The organism is Clostridium sp. YIM B02555, assembly GCF_022320955.1.
GTDB classification, from domain to species: Bacteria; Bacillota; Clostridia; order Clostridiales; family Clostridiaceae; genus Clostridium; species Clostridium saccharoperbutylacetonicum.
The window spans coordinates 256,097-275,617 of the sequence record NZ_JAKJJY010000006.1; the positions used below are offsets into that span (position 1 = coordinate 256,097).

The 19,521-nt window shown below is 28.8% G+C and carries 14 protein-coding genes; 9 read left to right on the forward strand and 5 right to left on the reverse strand.

The window, feature by feature from the left end; genetic code table 11:
- Positions 1-686: 686 nt before the first annotated feature.
- From L3B98_RS11465 to L3B98_RS11480, 4 genes are all read left to right on the forward strand, one after another.
- Positions 687-2,012, forward strand: coding sequence for an ABC transporter substrate-binding protein (locus tag L3B98_RS11465; protein WP_238916704.1), 1,326 nt, complete (start codon positions 687-689; stop codon positions 2,010-2,012).
- 268 nt (positions 2,013-2,280) lie between these two features.
- Entirely contained in the window at positions 2,281-3,135 is an 855-nt protein-coding gene (locus L3B98_RS11470) for a sugar ABC transporter permease (protein ID WP_238916722.1), read from the forward strand.
- A 40-nt stretch (positions 3,136-3,175) separates the two neighbouring features.
- Complete coding sequence (locus tag L3B98_RS11475) at positions 3,176-4,102, forward strand: carbohydrate ABC transporter permease (protein WP_343073682.1); 927 nt, start codon at positions 3,176-3,178, stop codon at positions 4,100-4,102.
- Between the two features lie 102 nt (positions 4,103-4,204).
- Positions 4,205-5,668, forward strand: a complete 1,464-nt coding sequence (locus L3B98_RS11480) for an oligosaccharide flippase family protein (protein WP_077366392.1) — start codon at positions 4,205-4,207, stop codon at positions 5,666-5,668.
- 175 nt (positions 5,669-5,843) lie between these two features.
- Here the strand turns inward: L3B98_RS11480 and L3B98_RS11485 are convergent, their stop codons facing one another.
- The 4 genes from L3B98_RS11485 to L3B98_RS11500 all read right to left on the reverse strand — a co-directional run bounded on the left by L3B98_RS11485 (position 5,844) and on the right by L3B98_RS11500 (position 11,673).
- Positions 5,844-7,193 (reverse strand): DHHW family protein, encoded by a 1,350-nt coding sequence (locus L3B98_RS11485; RefSeq protein WP_238916705.1) that lies wholly within the window; start codon positions 7,191-7,193, stop codon positions 5,844-5,846.
- A gap of 13 nt (positions 7,194-7,206) precedes the next feature.
- Positions 7,207-8,616 carry an MBOAT family protein gene (locus L3B98_RS11490; RefSeq protein ID WP_238916706.1) on the reverse strand — a complete coding sequence of 470 codons (1,410 nt, stop codon included), beginning with the start codon at positions 8,614-8,616 and terminating at the stop codon, positions 7,207-7,209.
- Positions 8,617-8,646: 30 nt separating this feature from the next.
- The gene (locus tag L3B98_RS11495; protein WP_238916707.1) at positions 8,647-10,530 is read right to left on the reverse strand and encodes an MBL fold metallo-hydrolase; all 1,884 of its coding nucleotides are present in this window, start codon (positions 10,528-10,530) and stop codon (positions 8,647-8,649) included.
- Positions 10,531-10,692: 162 nt separating this feature from the next.
- Entirely contained in the window at positions 10,693-11,673 is a 981-nt protein-coding gene (locus L3B98_RS11500; RefSeq protein WP_238916708.1) for a glycosyltransferase, read from the reverse strand.
- A gap of 346 nt (positions 11,674-12,019) precedes the next feature.
- On the opposite strand from L3B98_RS11500, the gene L3B98_RS11505 reads away from it, so the two are divergent.
- The 5 genes from L3B98_RS11505 to L3B98_RS11525 all read left to right on the forward strand — a co-directional run bounded on the left by L3B98_RS11505 (position 12,020) and on the right by L3B98_RS11525 (position 18,162).
- The gene (locus L3B98_RS11505; protein ID WP_015395409.1) at positions 12,020-12,868 is read left to right on the forward strand and encodes a LicD family protein; all 849 of its coding nucleotides are present in this window, start codon (positions 12,020-12,022) and stop codon (positions 12,866-12,868) included.
- Between the two features lie 199 nt (positions 12,869-13,067).
- Entirely contained in the window at positions 13,068-14,051 is a 984-nt protein-coding gene (locus tag L3B98_RS11510; protein WP_238916709.1) for a glycosyltransferase, read from the forward strand.
- A gap of 33 nt (positions 14,052-14,084) precedes the next feature.
- Positions 14,085-15,947: a nucleoside-diphosphate sugar epimerase/dehydratase gene (locus L3B98_RS11515; RefSeq protein WP_015395407.1), complete on the forward strand. Its 1,863-nt coding sequence runs from the start codon at positions 14,085-14,087 to the stop codon at positions 15,945-15,947.
- Positions 15,948-15,949: 2 nt separating this feature from the next.
- Complete coding sequence (locus L3B98_RS11520; RefSeq protein ID WP_238916710.1) at positions 15,950-17,437, forward strand: O-antigen ligase family protein; 1,488 nt, start codon at positions 15,950-15,952, stop codon at positions 17,435-17,437.
- Positions 17,438-17,532: 95 nt separating this feature from the next.
- Entirely contained in the window at positions 17,533-18,162 is a 630-nt protein-coding gene (locus L3B98_RS11525) for a DUF1919 domain-containing protein (RefSeq protein WP_275298402.1), read from the forward strand.
- Between the two features lie 134 nt (positions 18,163-18,296).
- Here L3B98_RS11525 and wecB read toward each other — a convergent pair whose 3' ends face one another.
- Positions 18,297-19,361 carry a UDP-N-acetylglucosamine 2-epimerase (non-hydrolyzing) gene (gene wecB / locus L3B98_RS11530; protein ID WP_015395404.1) on the reverse strand — a complete coding sequence of 355 codons (1,065 nt, stop codon included), beginning with the start codon at positions 19,359-19,361 and terminating at the stop codon, positions 18,297-18,299.
- Positions 19,362-19,521 lie beyond the last annotated feature (160 nt).

The following is a 19,521-nucleotide window of genomic DNA, read 5'->3' on the forward strand; positions in this document are numbered from 1 at the left end:
TAACTAAAATTTTATTGAAAAGAAAGAGACTCAATATTTGCACTTAGTGCGGAGGTTGAGTTTCTTTTTTTGTGTCCAAGAAAATTTCCTAGTAAAGATATCCAAGGCGAGAATTAGACTTATGCAACAATTACCGAAATCTTATACATTTATCTTCCACAGGACTAGTGAAATTTTCGCTGGAAGGTTCTAAATTGGGGCTTGTCGTCATTTAAGCGTGTTCCAGATGTAAAATCCCCAAGGAGAAAGTTCATGTTTCCAAATATAAAATTTGGACACTTACTTTTTGGACATTCACTTTTAGACAAGCTGTAAATGAAACAAGCCCCATTAATAACCATCATCAGTTCAATTTCACATGGCTGCTTCCAGAAAAATGTATCTGATTTCTAGTGTAGTGTTACGATTATAATTTCTCAATGATGCATGTATATTCCAGTTGTAAGTTTGATTCTTAAATTTGATATCTATAATAAGCAATAAGAAAAGATATTATAAAGTTAATATCAAGCGACAATAAATTATATTTGAAAGTGAAGTGATGATTATTTACAATTGAAAGAATAATTGGGAAAAGTTTGATGAACATATTGTTATGAACAATGAACGGTGATAATATAAAAATGTTCAAAAGATGAACAATGTACGTGATTGTAAACTATTATAAATAATGGGGGTAATTTTTTATGAATAAATTTGTAAAAAAGATTTGTGCAGTGGCATTAATTTCTGTTGTTTTAGGGAGTTTGGCTGCTTGTGGAAATAGTGGAGTATCAGCAAAAGGACCAGTAAAGACTGCCAGTGGTAAAATTCAAGTTGAATATTGGTATGGCCTTGGAGGAAAGCTTGGAGATAATATGGAGAAAATAATTAAGGACTTTAATGATTCTCAAGATAAATATGAAGTGAAGGGAGTAGCTCAAGATAAGTATGATACTACTTTTAAAAATCTGCAAGCTGGAATAGCAGCAAAGAAAAGTCCTGCCATTGCATTGTTAGAGCCTGATAAAGCTGTAATATTTGCAAGAAAAGATTTGTTGACAAATATAAGTGACTATACAAACAAAGATACTGACTTTAAAGCAGATAATTATTTAGAATCCTTTTTAGAAACAGGAAAATATAGGGATAAATTAATAGGATTTCCTGCATTTGGAACAACTCAACTTCTATATTATAACAAACAAGCATTTAAAGATGCAGGAATTTCAGAAGACAAATTAAAAACTTGGACAGGTCTTGCTGAAGCTGCTAAAAAACTTACTAAAAGAGATGGTGATGAAGTTTCATTTTATGGCTGGGAACCTATGTGGGGACAAGATAATTTAATTGATGCAGCATTAAGTAATGGTGGAAAAATATTAAGTGACGATGGAAAACAAGTATTAATAAATTCACCAGAATGGATTGAGGTTTGGGATAGTTTTAGAAAATGGATTCATGAAGATAAAATTATGAGAATACACTCAGGTGGACAAGGCTGGGAATATTGGTATGCAACAGTTGATGATGCTATGAAGGATAAAGCAGCTGGTTATACTGGATCATCAGGTGACCAAGGAGATTTGGATTTTAATAAATTAGCTGCATTTGAACAACCAGCATTTAAAGAAGGAAAAAAATCAAGTCCTATTGCACAAGCAAGAGTATTAGTAATTCCTAAAGAAATTAGTGATGAAGAAAAACAAGGAGCATATGAGTTTATTAAATATTTTACATCTGCAAAAGTTAGTGCTCAGTGGTCAATGGCATCAGGATATATTTCTGTAAACAAGGGAAGTACATCTACTCCAGAGTTTACTGAGTATGTGAAGAAAAATCCTCAGGCGTTGGTTCCGACTGCTCAAGCTGCACATGCAACAAAAGTATTTATAGATCCAACTGATGGGAAAATTATTGACGCATTAAAGGTTGCAGCTGATAAGGTTGAAATTGAAAATGTTTCTGCAAAAGATGCATTAGATGAAGCACAAAAAACTGCACAAGAAGCGGTTGATTCAGTTAAGAGTTAGACCTATTAAAAGAGCAGCTATGCACTTATAAAGAGAGCAGCTATGCTGCAATACGGATCATTTATGCAATGCGGAACTTAAAATTGTTTAGGAGTTAGGGGAACAGTTAATAGTTAGAAGTTAAGAATTTTATCAATAGTAGGAGTTAACAGTTTAAAGTTATTAGTTGAAGGCTTTTCATCATCAACTGTAAACTGTAAATTGTAAACTGAAAAAAGGTGGTGGTTTTGTGGAAGCAAGAGTTGGTATTAAAAAACATATTAAGAATATGTCTGTGACTTTAATGTTTATTTTGCCAGCATTAATTCCTCTTTGTATATTTTGGATTTGGCCTATGATAAAGGCTATATTCATGAGTTTTACAGATTGGGATTATATGAGTTCTAATTATAATATGGTTGGAACTCAGAACTATAGAGAGTTGTTTTTAAACAACAAGTTCTATGAGGCATTAAAGAATACTTTTGTATTTACAGTAGGAACTTTAATACCAACTATAACTGGTGGATTAGCTCTTGCCATTCTTTTAAAGAAAAAAATAAGAGGCTCAGCTTTTTATAAGGCGGTTATATTTTCTCCGTGGATTACACCAACGGTTGCTATATCAATAGTTTGGAGTTGGATTTTTGAGCCAAGCTATGGGTTAGCTAATTACATGCTGCAGTTATTTCATATGCCAAAATCACAATGGCTGCAAAGTTCAAATACAGCAATGATGTCAGTTATAATTGTTACAGTTTGGAAGGGAATTGGATGGGCTATGGTATTTTATTTAACTGCATTAGAAAAGGTACCAAAGCATTTGTATGAAGCAGCAGCAATAGATGGAGCAAGTTCTTGGAATAAATTTATAAGTGTTACTTTGCCTCTCATATCTCCTACAACCTTTTTTTTAAGCATAATAACAATGATAAATTCTCTACAGGCTTATGATCAAATTCAAGTATTAACACAAGGTGGACCGGCAGGGAGCACAAGAACTTTATTATATTTATATTATCAAAGTGCATTTGAGAATTTTAATATAGGGCAAGCCACAACAATGGCTACAGTTATATTGCTTATTATAGGAATTCTTTCAGGAATTCAATTTATCGCATCAAAAAAATGGGTTCATTATTAATAGTACTGGATTAGAATTTTGCAGGGAGGGAATAGAGTTAATGGATATAAATTTAAAAAGAAATGCTGAAAATCTAGAGGATATAGATAAAGAGGTAGAAGAAATAAAGTTAGAACTTATATCACAGCGTCCACAATTATCTCAAGTCTTAGCTAGTATGATGAGACATGGAGTATTAATTCTTATCAGTGTAATTACTTTTTTCCCTTTCTTATGGATGATAAGCAGTGCACTAAAAACTAAAGAAGAAGTGTTCAATTTTCCTTTAGTGTTAATTCCTAAAGTTCCTCAATGGAATAATTTTAGTCAGGTATTTACAGAAGCACCTTTTGCGAGATATATGGGAAATAGTTTATTTGTTGCAAGTATAGAAGTTGCATTTCAAATGGTTAGTGCTGCTATGATTGCATATGCATTGACACAATTTAAATTTAGGGGCAAGAAGTTATTATTTTCATTAATAATGGGTACATATATGTTACCATCAGCAGTTACTTACGTGCCATGCTATATGATACTAGCTGATATTAATTTAATTGATACTTTAACTGGGCTCATTATCAGCAATCTTGTTAATGTATTTGGGATATTTTTAATCAGACAGGCTTTTTTACAAGTTGACAAAAGTTTAGTTGAAGCAGCAAGAATGGATGGTGCATCTCATTTTAAAATACTTTTAAAGATAATGTTTCCATTAACAAAGCCAAGTTTTATAACCTTTGGGTTAATTAGTTTTGTAACCTACTATAATGAATATTTATATCCTTCTTTAATAACAAAGAGTCCAGAAAAATTCTTGATTTCAGCAGGTCTTAGGCAATTTTTTATTCAAGGAGGAGCATACGGAATAAAATGGCCAGAAGTGATGGCAGCAAGTACAATTACAGTATTACCATTGTTAATATTATTTTTAATAGCTCAAAAGTGGTTTATGAAAGGTATTAATGACAGTGGAGTAAAAGGCTAATTACCAATTTGACAAGGAATTGCGTAGAATGTACAATTGAAAAAGAAATAACACAGATGAGAAATATAAGTAAAAAAACTTATATTTATGGAGGCTGAATAAATGGCTAAGTCAATTTCAAAAAACGCAATTTTTAAAGCAATGCTCAACTTATTTAATATAATTTTACCTATAATAGTAATGCCGTTAGTAAGTAGAGCTTTTGGAGGAGAATTATACGGATACATTGGATATGGAGATTCCTTAACTGCATATTTCTTAATATTTGCAAGCTTTGGAATTTATCAATATGGATTAAGAGAAATAAGTAAAGTAAGAGATGATAAAAAGAAGCTTGGACAGACATTCACAAGCTTGTTTGTCTTTACAGTATTTACAAATACGGTTGCTACAGTTGCATATATGGTTTTTGTAGCAATAGCTTATAAAGATCAACCGTATTTATTTACATGCATAATTTTAGGTTTTAATATAGTTACTAATATGTTTTATGTGGAATGGGTTAATGAAGCAGTAGAGAATTATGATTTCATTGCTCTTAAAACAATGCTGATTAGGGTAATATATTCAGCATTGATTTTATTTTTTATTAGAGAAAAGGGAGATTTCCTATTTTATTTATACATAGTTGTAGGCTTTAATTTCATAAATAACATAATTAGCTTTATTTACATAAAGAGAAGAGTTAAGTTTGATTTTTCTGATTTGCAATTCTTAAAACATATAAAGCCAATGTTTTATGTTGTAATTCTAACTAGTACAGGAATTTTATATACTCAACTTGATAAAACCATGTTAAAGGATAGCGTTGGTGGTATAGCAGAAGTTGGATATTATTACATGGCTCAGAGAGTAACTACTATTGTAAGTACTTTATTATTAACGGTAGTTCAAGTTACAATGCCAAGACTTTCAAATTATTTAGGAAACCAGTCGAAAGATGCATATTTAGTTTTGTTAAAGAAAGTTGTAAAGATATATTTTTTATTTTTATTTCCAGCAGCTATTGGGTTATCATGTCTTTCAAAAGAAGCCATATACATATTTGGAGGAAAAGATTTCTTAGCAGCAGTTCCCGTTATGAGTATATTTGCAATTCATATGTTAGTAACGGGTGTAGAAAGCGTTGTTGCAAATCAAATTATATATATCTTTGGAAAAGAAAAACAAGATGCCATATTAGTTTTGATAGGCGGGGTTATGAATTTAATATTTAATATAACCTTAACCCTTACAGGTACTTTTAATATGGTAACAGCTATATCAACCACTCTTTTGGCTAATTTGATTATATTAATATTAGAATATAGACTAGTAAAAAAGGTTATAAAGCTAGATATAAATTTATTTGCATTTGAAAATATTAAATATTTTTTCTATTCCTTACTTTTCATACCAATAACAATTGCATCAAGATTTTTTATACAAAATGTATTTATTTCGTGTGCGTTTAATGTAGTAGTGTGTGGAGGAATTTATCTTGGAATACTTTTATTTACTAGGGATGAATTGTTCTTTGAAGTGATGAATAAATTATTAGTTAAGTTAAAAATAAAATCAGCATAAACAATGCTCACCAACTGACAGTTGTCAATTTTCAATTGTCAATCAAAGAACAATTGAGATGAAAAATTAGAAATAAAAAAAGCTCAATTATCGATTATGGAAGATCAAAGATAATTGAGTTTTTTGAACATTTAGCCTTTATTAACGGCCTTTTAAAACTGATAATTGACCATTATTACTTAAAGTTAAAATATTCATCTTGCTGATTTGAGTACATCAATATAACTACATCAGGTTTATTTTGCTCGATATATGATTTAATACTTGCTGTATAGTATCTTAAATCAATAGTATCCAAGTTTTTGCAGGACATAGCTAAGAAAGGTGTCATTGCACATGCAAAGGAATCTCTAACAAGTAGAATTCTCTTATTATTTGGACTCTTATTATTTGTTATTAAATTTAAATCATAATTACCACCAATATAAGATTCGTATGGGCTAAGATTGTAGTAATCTTTTTTATTTATAAGATCATATAAAAACATGGTGTCTTTAAATTCACCGGAACGATTTATATTTGAGGTTGGAACTGAAAAATTAAAATCAGTTTCAAATTTTGGTGTTATTAAATCAATATCATCATCGCCAGTATAAGTGACTCCAACTCTTTTTCCTTGAGAGCCTAAAAACCAATGCTTTAAAGTATTTATATTATAATTATCTAAATTATAATCATCTTCATTAATTTTGAAATTGTAGTTATTTCTTAATAGGTGAGCAACTTTTGTAGCTGCCCAAAATCCAGCCTTAGGTGTCCAGTGATGGTCGGTTTTAAAGAACATATCATAATGATTTAAATTATCTTTAGCTATTTCTTCACGAAAATCTAAAGTATTTACATTATCTTTAGAAAGTGCAGCTAGCATATTATCATCATTTTCGTTAGTATAATTCTCAAAACCTGTTGGAAGTTCTGGATCATACTTAGATATTTTATATGGTGCTTGAATATATAATAATGGAATATTTTGTTCAACTAAGTAGTCTTTGAAGTCCTTTGTTTGTTGAGCATATTTTGTAATATCAATTTTAGGATTAGTGAAGACTAAATAACCATTATCAAGTTTACCAACGTTATAATCTTTATCAACATCATTAACTAATCGCTTTCCTAAAACTCTATTAAATAAACCATTCAATTCAATAAATTTAGTTTTAAACATAATACTATCTGTGCTAAGAGCTTCACCTCTATCTATTATTTTCTTTAATATAGCAGGTGTTTTTAAACCAATAGTTAAGTTCTTGTTATTATTTACTGTGGCTGCAGTATTATTCGCTGTATCAGAGGTTTTATTTTCTGTTTGCTTTACAGGGTATAATTTATTTAAATCTACAGTTTCCGGAGCGGGTTGAGTAGCTTCTGCAGTAATGTTTTGGGAAGGTGAAATTCTTTTTTCAATTCTAGTAAGTACGCCTTCTCCAATTTTAGCTAAGAACCCAAACAGTAAAGTGAAGATTGTAAGTATAAAAATCAATGAAACAATTGAATTTTTATTTATATTAGATTTAATATTTTTCATCTTTTTATCTCCTTTAAAATTTGAAGTAAATAAAAGGATTATATGCTCCTTTTACTAGGAAAGAAATTGATATGAATAATATAAGTACGTACCACACACAATAGATGGTATTATATATGATTCCATCAAATTTAAATTTAGGACTAAGCCAGTCTTTTAAAGGAACACTGCATAAAATAGCAGCAATAAAGTAGTATTTAAATTCAGATAAATATAATATAAATTGATTATCTAATATCCCATTTGCACCAATTCCAAACATTATCTTTATGTATTCTATAGCAATTGAAATATTATCAGATCTAAAGATAACCCATCCAATCATTACAAAAAATAATGTATATACATAACCAAAGCCTTTTAATTTTTTATTAAAGCCTGTGAATTTTTCAGCAGCTAAAAGTACAAAATACATTAACCCCCAAAGTATGAAGGTCCAGTTAGCTCCATGCCATATTCCAGTTAATAGCCATATTATAAATATATTAAATAGAAATTTTAAATTGCTTACACGATTTCCGCCAAGAGGAATATATATGTAGTCTCTAAACCAAGTTTGTAATGAAATGTGCCATCTTCTCCAAAACTCAGAAACAGATTTTGAAATATATGGATAATTAAAGTTTTCTAAAAAGTGAAATCCAAACATTCTACCAAGTCCAATTGCCATGTCTGAATAACCTGAAAAATCAAAGAAAATTTGAAAAGTGTAGGCAATGGCTCCTAGCCAAGCTAGGCTGACAGATAGATTATTGCCAGGAGCTGCAGCTAGTTGAAAGCTATAGTCTGCAACAAGAGCTAAATTATTAGCAATTAACACTTTTTTACCTAAACCTTGAATAAATCTCATTATACCTTCAGAAAAATCAGTTAAGTTTTCTTTTCTATTGCTGATTTCCTGGGCAATTGTTTCATATCTAACTATAGGGCCTTGTGCTAACTTTGGAAAGAAAGCTAAATACAAACCTATGTTTAATAGATTTTTTTGAGCATCTATTTTTTTTCTATATACATCTATCACATATGATAAAGCTTGAAATGTAAAAAAGGATATTCCAAGTGGTAATTGTATTCTAGGATTACTAATATGTAATCCTAGAAGTGAGTTTAAATTATCGATAGTGAAGTTTAAGTATTTAAAAAAGAATAATAAGCCTATATTAAATATAACTGTAATCGCTAATATAAATGTTACCATTTTTGTAGATCTATATTTATCAACCAATAAACCTAAAAGCCAAGTAACAATAATAGAAAATAACAATATTAAAACAAAGGTTGGTTCTCCCCAAGCATAAAATATTATACTTGCTATAAATAAGATTATATTTTTTAAAGTCTTATTTTTAAAAATAGGAAGATAATATATTAATAATGTAAGGGGGAGAAAAATAAACAAAAATAATGTTGTTGAAAATATCAAATGTATCCCTCCGTAAGTGCTGAATTAATATTAATTAGCAGTTTCAATATTCCAGTTATCTTTAGTTGCGTATACAGAAACTCCATCTGTAGCACTTGTTTCGTAAATTTTAACGCCACAGGCGATTAAAGTATTATAAGGTTCGTTATTAGTAACAACTCTTGATTTAGATCTAGAAATAACACCAATAGTTGGTTTCACATATCCAATAAATGTGTAAGAGGAAGAACCAACATTTCCGTGATGAGGAACTTTCAATATGTCTACTTCATTGTTCTTTAGCGATTTATTCATAGCAAAATCACTTTCAGCATGCCATTGCATGTCACCAGTAAATAAGGTTTGAAGATCACCGTAATTTAAAAATGTAATTGCAGATCTATCATTTAAAGCACCATATTCTTTGTAGTAAGTATTGGCTTCAAGGTCTGAATACTTTTTATTTTGATGAAGAAATTGTAAAATGTGTTCACTATCTACAAATGCTTGTGGATCAGCTTCAACTACAGGTATTCCACTTTTTGCTATAGCATCCATTGTAGCTTTGTAGACTTTATAATCATATTTTATAATATCAATGTCACTTGCGCTAACAGTTGTAGCACCTGGAGCATAATCTTGCATTTCAAAATATTTAGGTACAAAGATCTTACCAATGTTAAAGTTATTCATTAGTTCGATAAGACCACCTATATGGTCAGAATGAGGGTGAGTAAGTATGACATAGTCAATTACACCTTTACCATTGCTAGCTCTAACAGCGGCTGCTGTAGTGGCTGAATTTGTTGAAATAATAGTATTATTAATATTTTCAGCATCAGTTTTGTTATCAATTGCATTAGAATTATTTATAGCTTGTCCATCTTTTGAAGCTTTAAAAAAATCAGTTTTTAAATTTTGACTATTTAAAAAGTCAACTACACTTTTAGCACTTTCAGGAGTTCCAGTATCAATTAAAACAGTTTCGCCACTAGGAAGCTTTATAAACGCGCAATCAGCATCACCAACGTTTAAAAACTTTATATATAAATAATTCTTGTTATTAGGATCAGAACCTTGATAATAACCGTTATTATTAAATTTCTCCATAACTCCATTTATAAATATGTCTCCAATTGCAATAGTACCATCAGATTTTATGTAAAACTTATGTTTGCTGTTAGAAACCCATTTATTTGTTAACATTATTCCATCGTCATCAGAGAAATAAGTTTTCCCATTATTAGTATAGAATCCGGTTTGAAGTTGTCCAATATTACTGAAGAAATACCACTTGTCACCAATTAATGATTTTCCAGTAACCATTTGCCCAGTTTGAGTGAAAAAATATTTAGCACCATTAATTTTGTTCCAACCAGTTTGCATTACACCTGAATCATCTAGGTAGTAGGTACCATTATTATTAATCCAGCCAGTTTGCATTACTCCATCTGAATTAAAGTAATACCAATTATCGTCTATCTGTTTCCAGCCAACTACAACTGAAAAATCTTCATCTAAATAATATTGTGCATTGTAATTTTTATCATTACGTTTGATATTTGGATTAAGGTCTTTTTCCATAACCCAACCAGTGGTTTCAGAAATTTTATTATTAACTATGTAATATTTCTTATTATTAATTGTTTTCCAACCATAATCTATAAAGTTTTCTTTGGGTTCATCTGCTAAAGTTTTATTTAATTTATCAACAGGTTTAGTTTCATCTTTAGTAGCAGTTGTTGAAGTTTTAGAATCTTTGTCTTTTGATTCCTCTGTTGTTTTAGCACTTTGTTGAGTAGAATTAGCTGTATCTGAACTATTAGCAATAGTTGTAGTTTGTTCTGCTGCATATGTTATGTTATCAATGAGAGTAATATTTAATAGAAAAATCATTGAAAATATAACGAAATTCTTAAAGATTTTTATTAACATGAGTATTTAGGCCTCCTAATTTTTGTGAAATTTATTTTGTTATATATAATAAAATAAATTCCAAGCTAAATATTATAAAGTAGTTAAAAATAGTAATGTCAATTACCTAATGATTATTATTCATTAGCAATTGAGCCCCTGTATATATCAAATTCTTTACATTTAGTGTGACTTGGCAGAATTCAATATTAATTTATATAATTTTGGGCTAATATTAAAAATAGAAAATAATATTGTCCAATGAAATTGTTTTTTGGGATTAGTTTTATATTCCTTGTAAGTTTCAGATATTTTTGACTTAATGGAACTTATATATTGTTGGCTATCTTCCATACCATTACTGCACTCAAAATAGCAATTAATAAGAGTAAACAAGTGCCATTTTAATGTTTTGGAATATAAGTCATCATTATTTATAGTTCTCATGAATTTAATTTTCTCATCATAAACATCTAAAATGTCTAATCTTTTTTTATTAAATTTTCTAGTAGTGATACTGTTAGGCGTTACTCTGTAATAGTATAATGGCCTATTAGTGTAAGTTATCTTATTAGCTTTGTAAAATAACTTATAAGTGGTTCCTTCATCTTCGTGAATTTTTCCAACTGGATAAGTTACATTATCAAAAAGTTCTCTTTTATATAATTTATTCCAAGCTACAACTGTTTGAGTATATAAATCAGTATAGAAATTACCTAATCCATCAATATTATTAAAGGATTTGATGATTTCATTATCAACGCAGGGAGCCTTTTCTTTTTCATCTGCTGTTCTAAAAAATTTACAACAGGATATATCAGAATTAGTAGCTTTTATTAAATTTAGCAGCTGTTCATACATATTTTCATCTAACCAATCATCACTATCGACAAAACCAATATAGTTTCCTTTAGCAATTTCAAGACCAGCATTTCTTGCAGAGCTCAGTCCACCATTTTCTTTATGAATAACAACAATTCTATTATCTGTTTTAGAAAAATCATCACAGATTTTACCTGAATTATCTAAGGAACCATCATTAACTAAAATAATTTCAAGATTTTTTATGGTTTGATTCAAAATGCTATCTATACATTTAGGTAAATATTTCTCAACATTATATACAGGTACAATAACACTAATTAAATCATTATTATTTTCCATTATTATTTTCTCCAATCGTAGATATTCGGCACTATCAAATAAATAACAAGTCCTCTTGCTAGCCTATTTTCATGTGCCTTATTAAATGATTAATTTCGTAATAAATTATAGCATACATGATAGGTATATTCAAAAAAATAGAAATACCTGTGCTATTGCCAATTATAAATGCTAAATTGTCAATAGTGACAAAACAATTGATAATTGAGTATTGGCAATTGATAATTTTATATTATATTTATTGAGTTTTGAATTTTCATTGATATAATAAAAAGGAAAGGTATCAGAATTTGGTACCTTATATGACAGTTTTGTATTTACATTGATATAATTTAAGGAGAAAAATATGAACGACATTGATTATTCAAACTATGAGGAGTTAGGACTAAGAGATGCTCAAATAATAATGGCAGGAATTTTGAAAGAAGTAGCTGATATTTGTGATAAATACGGCATTAAATATTTTTTAGATGCAGGAACACTTATTGGAGCAGTAAGGCATAAAGGGTTTATTCCTTGGGATGATGATATTGATATAGGTATGCTTAGAGAAGACTATAGAAAGTTTCTAAGTATAATTAAAAATGAGTTGCCTGAACATCTATTCTTGCAAACTCATGAAAATGATCTTTATTATGATATTTATCAAGTCCCTTGTAAGATTAGATATAATAATACTTTATTTATTGAAGAAAAAATAGTTGAAAATCCAAAGATGCATAATGGATTATTTATAGATATTTTACCTTATGATAGTTTACCAAAGAAAAAATGGGTCTATACTATTCAAAGAAAAATAAGTAATTTTATTTTAAGAAGTTTTGTTAGGTGTAGAGAGATACCAGAAAAATTAACTTTTAAAAATAAGCTTACGCATTTTATTTATAAAATTGTAGTTAAAATTTTTCCAACTCAAAGAAGACAGAAGTTATTTGATTTTTTAATAAACTGGAATGACATTAATTCTGAATATATGGGGTATGGAGTTGATACTACTTGGAGTGAATACATATATAAGAAGAAAGATTTTTTTGATTTAATAAAAGTTGAGTTTGAAGGGGAATACTTTAATGCACCTAAAAATTATGATGCGGTTTTAACTCAATTATATGGAGATTATATGACACTTCCAAAAGAAGAAGATCGTGTGTGGCATGCAAAAACAATAAAAAAGCTATCATCGATGGATAATTGATCATCTATCATTGACAATTGTTATTTGAATTATGAAATTTAACTTAAGAAAAATGACTAAATATTGCATATAGGTGTCAATATTAGTATAATTCAAGTAGCGTTTAAAATTTCAAATAATTAGGTTTTAAATTACTACAATTAGGTTATTTAAAGTATTAATGGTTGAGCCTATAGATAGATAAAAGGAGCGAATAGTTTTGACGAAGGTATCTATAATTACTCCTGTTTATAATGTAGAGGAATGTATTGAAAGATGTATAAAATCTGTTATAAATCAGACAAATAAGGATTTTGAATTTTTACTAATAGATGACGGATCTAAAGATAGAAGTATTCATATAGCAAAAGAATTACTTGAAAAATCAATTATAAATTATAGAATTATAACTCAAAAAAATTCAGGAGTTAGTGCTGCAAGAAATAAGGGAATAGAAGAAGCTTCTGGTGAGTATATAACTTTTCTAGATTCAGATGATTATATTGATTCTAGATTTATTGAGTTAATGTACGAGAAGGCAGAAGAAACTTGCAGTGAAGTAGTTTTCTGTGATTACAGTGAAGTTGATGCACAGGGAAATGTTTTAGTTAAAAATAGAACAAAGTGTTTAAGTGATTTTATAAGTGGAAAAGAAGCAGCCTTAAAACAATTAAATGATGATATAACAATAGGAATGAGAAGTGCTATATATAAAGCATCAATCATTAAAGGAAATAATCTCCTATTTGATAGTAAAAGAAAATATGGAGAAGATATGATCTTTATTGTAAAAGCATTACTATATTCGAAAAAAGTAATAAGTGTCAATGAAATTTTAGCATTTTACGTTATTTGGGGAAATTCAGTTACTCAAAATGTATCGTTAAAACATCTTGATGGCTACTATTCTTATACTGATTTATTGGAAGAGGTTAAGACAGATGTAAGTTTAAAGGAAATAGAAAAATTCTTGATTGAATTTAAGATTCCTTATTCAATATCACATATTTTTTCAGTGCTTAGTAAAGATTCAAATTTTCATAAGGATCTTTTTGAATTTTTAAATAGAACTGATGTAAAGGGATATTTGAAGGTATATAAAATGCAGAGGTTTAATAAAAATAACCTTAGATATTTTATTCAAGCTAAGGGCATGGCATACTGCCCTAAATTATTGCTTAAAATTTTTAATGGACTAAGGTAATAATATTGTCTCTTGAAAGTGGAGGAGATTATAATGAAGAGTTGGAAAACACCAATAATTATGATAATTGATATGTTTATGGTAAATATGGCGTATCTTTTTGCAATAAACATAACAAACACGGGAAGTTTTACTCTAATCGCAAAGATATATACTAACGATTGTGTGGTTTTGAGTTTAATTTATTTAGTTTGTTTTTACTTATTTAAAACTTATGATAGTTTATGGCATTTAACTGGTACTGATGAATTTTTGCTAGGAGTTGGTGGAAATATTTTAGCAGGTATTCTATCGATTGGATATACAAGAATTTTTGGTTCAACTATTCCTTTAAATGTATCTGTCGTAGGAATACTTTTAAGTATTTTCTTTGTTTTAGGATATAGAATTCTTTATAGAGTGTATAGAAGAACTCTTTTATACATACCATTCAAATATTCATCTGATCAAAGAAGAGTAATGATAGTTGGAGCAGGTTCTGCCGGAACTATGATTATTAATGAAATGATGGCAAGAAGAGAGTTAAAGTATAATCCTATTGTTCTTATTGATGATGATAAGACTAAACTAGGAAAGAGAATATCAGGAGTTAAAATAGAAGGAAATAGATATGATATACCTTATATTGTTAGAGAACAGGAAATAGATTTAATTTTAATTGCTATACCATCTCTTGATGCAAAGAATAAAGCAGAAATAATTGAGATTTGCAAAGATACTAATTGTAAGCTACAGATAATTCCAGGTATGTATGAAATATTGAGTGGAGATGCAACCGTAAGTAGAATTAAGGATGTTGATTTAGAAGATTTACTTGGAAGAGATCCAATTCAATTAGATAATAAAGGGATTTCTGATTACATTGAAGGAAAAACTATTCTAGTTACTGGTGGTGGTGGCTCAATAGGATCAGAACTTTGTAGGCAAATAGCAGTATTTAATCCAAAGAGATTGATAATCTTTGATATTTATGAAAATAATGTATATGATATTCAAAATGAACTAAGAGAAGAATTCCCAGATATGAACCTTACTGTGTTAATAGGGTCTGTAAGGGATAGGAAAAGATTACATGAGGTATTTACTAAATATAAAATAAATGTTGTATTCCATGCAGCAGCTCATAAGCATGTACCTTTAATGGAGGATAGTCCAAAGGAAGCTATAAAAAATAATGTATTTGGAACCTTGAATTTAGCTTTAGAAGCTAGTGAAGCCAATATATCTAGATTTGTTATGATTTCAACAGATAAAGCTGTTAATCCAACTAATATTATGGGTGCAACAAAGAGATTATGTGAAATGATAATTCAAGCCATGGATAAGCAATCCAAAACAGAATTTGTTGCTGTTAGATTTGGTAATGTTCTTGGAAGTAATGGTTCTGTTATACCTTTATTTAAGAGACAAATTGCTAATGGGGGACCTGTTACTGTTACTCATAAGAAAATTATTAGATATTTTATGTTAATTCCAGAAGCAGCTCAATTGGTACTTCAAGCAGGTGCATTTGCAAAAGGCGGAGAAATATTTGTTTTAGATATGGGAAAGCCAGTTAAAATTTATGATTTAGCCTGTGACTTAATTAAGCTTTCAGGTCTTGAACCCAATAGAGATATAAAAATTGTATTTACAGGACTTAGGCCAGGAGAAAAGTTATTTGAGGAACTTTTAATGAGTGAAGAAGGACTAGAAGATACTGTTCATAAAAAGATACATGTTGGTAAACCAACTTTTGAAAATATGGATACTCTAAAAGAAAAGCTTGAGCAGTTGAAAAATTTATTGGAACTAAATGATATTGGTGAAATAAAACATCAAATGCAAAAGATCGTTCCAACTTATCACTATAAGAATGAAGATGAAGTGGCAGCAGAGAATGCTGATAAGGAGTAGAGATGACTAAAGATAGTAGAATTACAAATATTGTTCTAGCAATTTTATTTGTTATAGCAGCAGTTTTTGGAGTACTGAATGGTAATTATTTATTAACTGCAATGTATATAGTTACAGTACTAGCAGTAGTATTTATAATGAAATATAAGGATGTTTACGATACTTTTTATGCAATACTTATGGTATCAGCGTTTTATGATTATACTGTATATGCTCCAAGAATTCAAAGTGTTTATATGTTTCATGTAATTTTGGCAGCATTTGTTTTAATATCTTTGTATAAATTATTTAAAGATAGGGAAGTAATAGTAAACTTAAACAAAAAAGTACTAATTATTTATGCTATTTGGTTTGCTTATATGTGTGTAAGCATAATGTGGTCATTAAGTAAGGGACTAGCAATAAAGTATATAGCCATTTATTTAATGATGTTTGCATTTATTATTAGTATGATGATATACAATATAAATAAGGAAAGAATTAACAATACAATAAATTTAATATTATTTTTAGTATCATTAGTAGTTATTGTTGGGGCTGTAGAAGTAGCACTTGGACAACAACTACCCGTGAGACATTATTTTGATACAATGAATTTATCTAAACTTCATAGAAGTATTATTGAGGCAAGAGCTATAGTTTTTTCATATAATACAAATAATTTAGCTGCAACTCTCGCAATTTTATCGCCAGTATGTTTATTTGGAATTTATAGATTTGAAAATATTCTGGCTAAGGTTTGGTTTACAATTTCTACTGCAGCTGGATTTTCATTAGTTGTTATATCAACTTCTAGAACAGGAATTGTTTCGATGGGCTTCAGTTTAATTGTATTTTGTATTTATTCTATTTTCAGAATTAGAACATTAAAAATACAGGCTATAGTTTTCCCGCTTATTTTATGTATTAGTTTTGTATTTTTATATTACAATAGTTCTAAATTTGAGCATATTAAACCTGTTAATGGTAATAAAGTTATTGATACAGGCTTAGATGATAAAATCAACGAATTAAGTGATATAGAGTATCAAGAAGGTGCAGCAGGTTCATTAAATGAAAGAGGAACTATAATACTAGATGTATTAAATGGTACAATAAAAGAAAAGCATTATTTAGGTTTTGGAGTTGGTAATGTACAGCAGTTCCTTCAAAACCAAGGAAATACAGCAGGGATATACAGTCCACATTGTTATCCAATCGAGATTTTAGGGGATTTTGGGATACCAGGTATATTACTGTATGGAGTATATTATTTATATTTACTTATAACAAATCTAATTTTAGGAATAAAGAAAAAGAGTGTTATGTGTTTTGCAGTAGTTGCAGGACTAATAGCTTTTGCACCAGCAAGTTTTGGACCAAGTTCTATTACATATGTATTTTCATATTGGATACTTATGGGATTTGCAGTTGCATGTATTCAAGTTTATAAAAAAGATACTAATGAATATAGAAAGACATCTTCTATAAAGGAATTTAAAATGATATAAAAATTATAATTTTTATAAAATAACCAGCCGAAATACAGTAGACTCTGTTATTTCGGCTGTTATAGAATAGAGCTATTGAAGGGAAGCGTGGTAATATGCTATTTTATGGTAAAATCATTAGTATATTGAGAAAAAAAATAAACATGAAAAATTCAAAGCGTCTACAAAATAAAGATTTTTCTTTATTAGCTAGCAATTGCAATGGGGCGTTTATTTTACATGATTTAAATTTAAAGTTTAATTCACCAACTGTAAATTTATTTATGTATCCAAGTGATTTTGTTAAATATATTAAAAATTTAGAATACTATTCAAAATGTGATTTGAAATTTATAAAAAAGGATGATACTGCATATCCTGTTGGAAAATTAGATGATATTGAAATACATTTTATGCATTATAAAGATGAAAATGAGGCTGAAAGGAAGTGGAGAGAACGTACTGATAGAATAGATTTTGACAATATGTTCATTATGATGACGGATAGAGATGGATGTTCTCTTGAAGACTTAAAAGAATTCGATAAGCTTCCATATAAAAATAAGGTTGTATTTACACACAAAGAATATCCAGAAATCAAATCTTCAGTTTATATAAAAGGTTTTGAAAATGAGAAAAATGTAGGAAATTTATATTCATATAAAAATAGATTTACTGGTTATAAATACTATGATGATTTTGATTATGTTGAATGGTTCAATTCTAGGACGGCTGAAAAACAATAGTACAAGCTATGGAAGAATGTTAATATGAGTTTTTAATAATTAATTATTAAAAATAGAGTTTTAATTATATAAATTTAAATTGCCTATCTATATTGAGTTATAGGTAGGCAATTTAAATTCTTTATTTTCTACAATTATTTTAGATGGTCTTCAATTATTTGTGTAATTATTGAAGAAGTATCTCCATTTCCAAAAGCTGAAGCAGGAGTGCCTGTTGGATTGAAATTTTCTAAAGCATCTAATATTTTATTAGTATCACTTCCAACTATTACGTTCCAACCATTGTTTACAGTTTCAACCCACTCTGTTTCATCTCTCATAGTAATACATGGTTTCTTTAGGAAATATGCTTCCTTTTGAACTCCACCGCTGTCTGTTACTATTTTTTGTGCATTTTCTTGGAGAGAAATCATATCTAGATATCCTACAGGATCTATAATCTTAATATTATCACCAACGTGTAAGTTGTATTCTTGAATGAACTTCTTTGTTCTAGGATGAAGAGGAAGTATTATTTTTTTATTTGAATTGCTTAAAGCTTTTATTATTGAAGTTAATCTTTCAAGACTGTTAGTATTTTCAGCACGATGTATTGTTGAAAGTATATAGCTATTTGGCGCTAAATCAAAAGTTTCTATTACCTTTGACACTTCTTTAGCTCTTTCTTTAAAAAGATTAACAGCATCATACATCACATCACCAACATTGTGAACACCATTTATAACATTTTCATTCCTTAAATTATTTAAAGCTGTTAGTGTTGGAGTAAAAAGTAAATCTGAGATGTGATCTGTTAGTATTCTATTTTGCTCTTCTGGCATTGCTTTATTAAAGCTTCTAAGACCAGCTTCAACATGAGCTACTGGAATTAGTAATTTACTAGCACATAAAGCTCCAGCAAGGGTTGAATTTGTATCTCCATATACTAAAACCATGTCTGGTTTTTCTTTTAAATATATTTCTTCAAGAGCTATTAACATACTCCCAGTTTGATGACCATGATTAGATGAACCAATGCTTAGGTTGTAGTTTGGTTTTGGAATATTAAGTTCCTCAAAAAATATATCTGACATGTTGTTATCATAATGTTGACCAGTATGCACTAAAATTTCACTATTACCATTTCTTCTAATTTTATTTGAAACTGTAGCAGCTTTAATAAACTGTGGCCTTGCACCTATTACAGTTAATACTTTCATGTATTATGCCTCCTTAAATTATATATATATTTTAAAATATGACTCAAACAATAGTTGTTAGAAATCATTTAAAAATACATAGTGATAGATATAAATATTTTAGCATATAACAGCCATAAATCAAATAATATAAAATTGCCTAGTAAAGAAACACTAAACA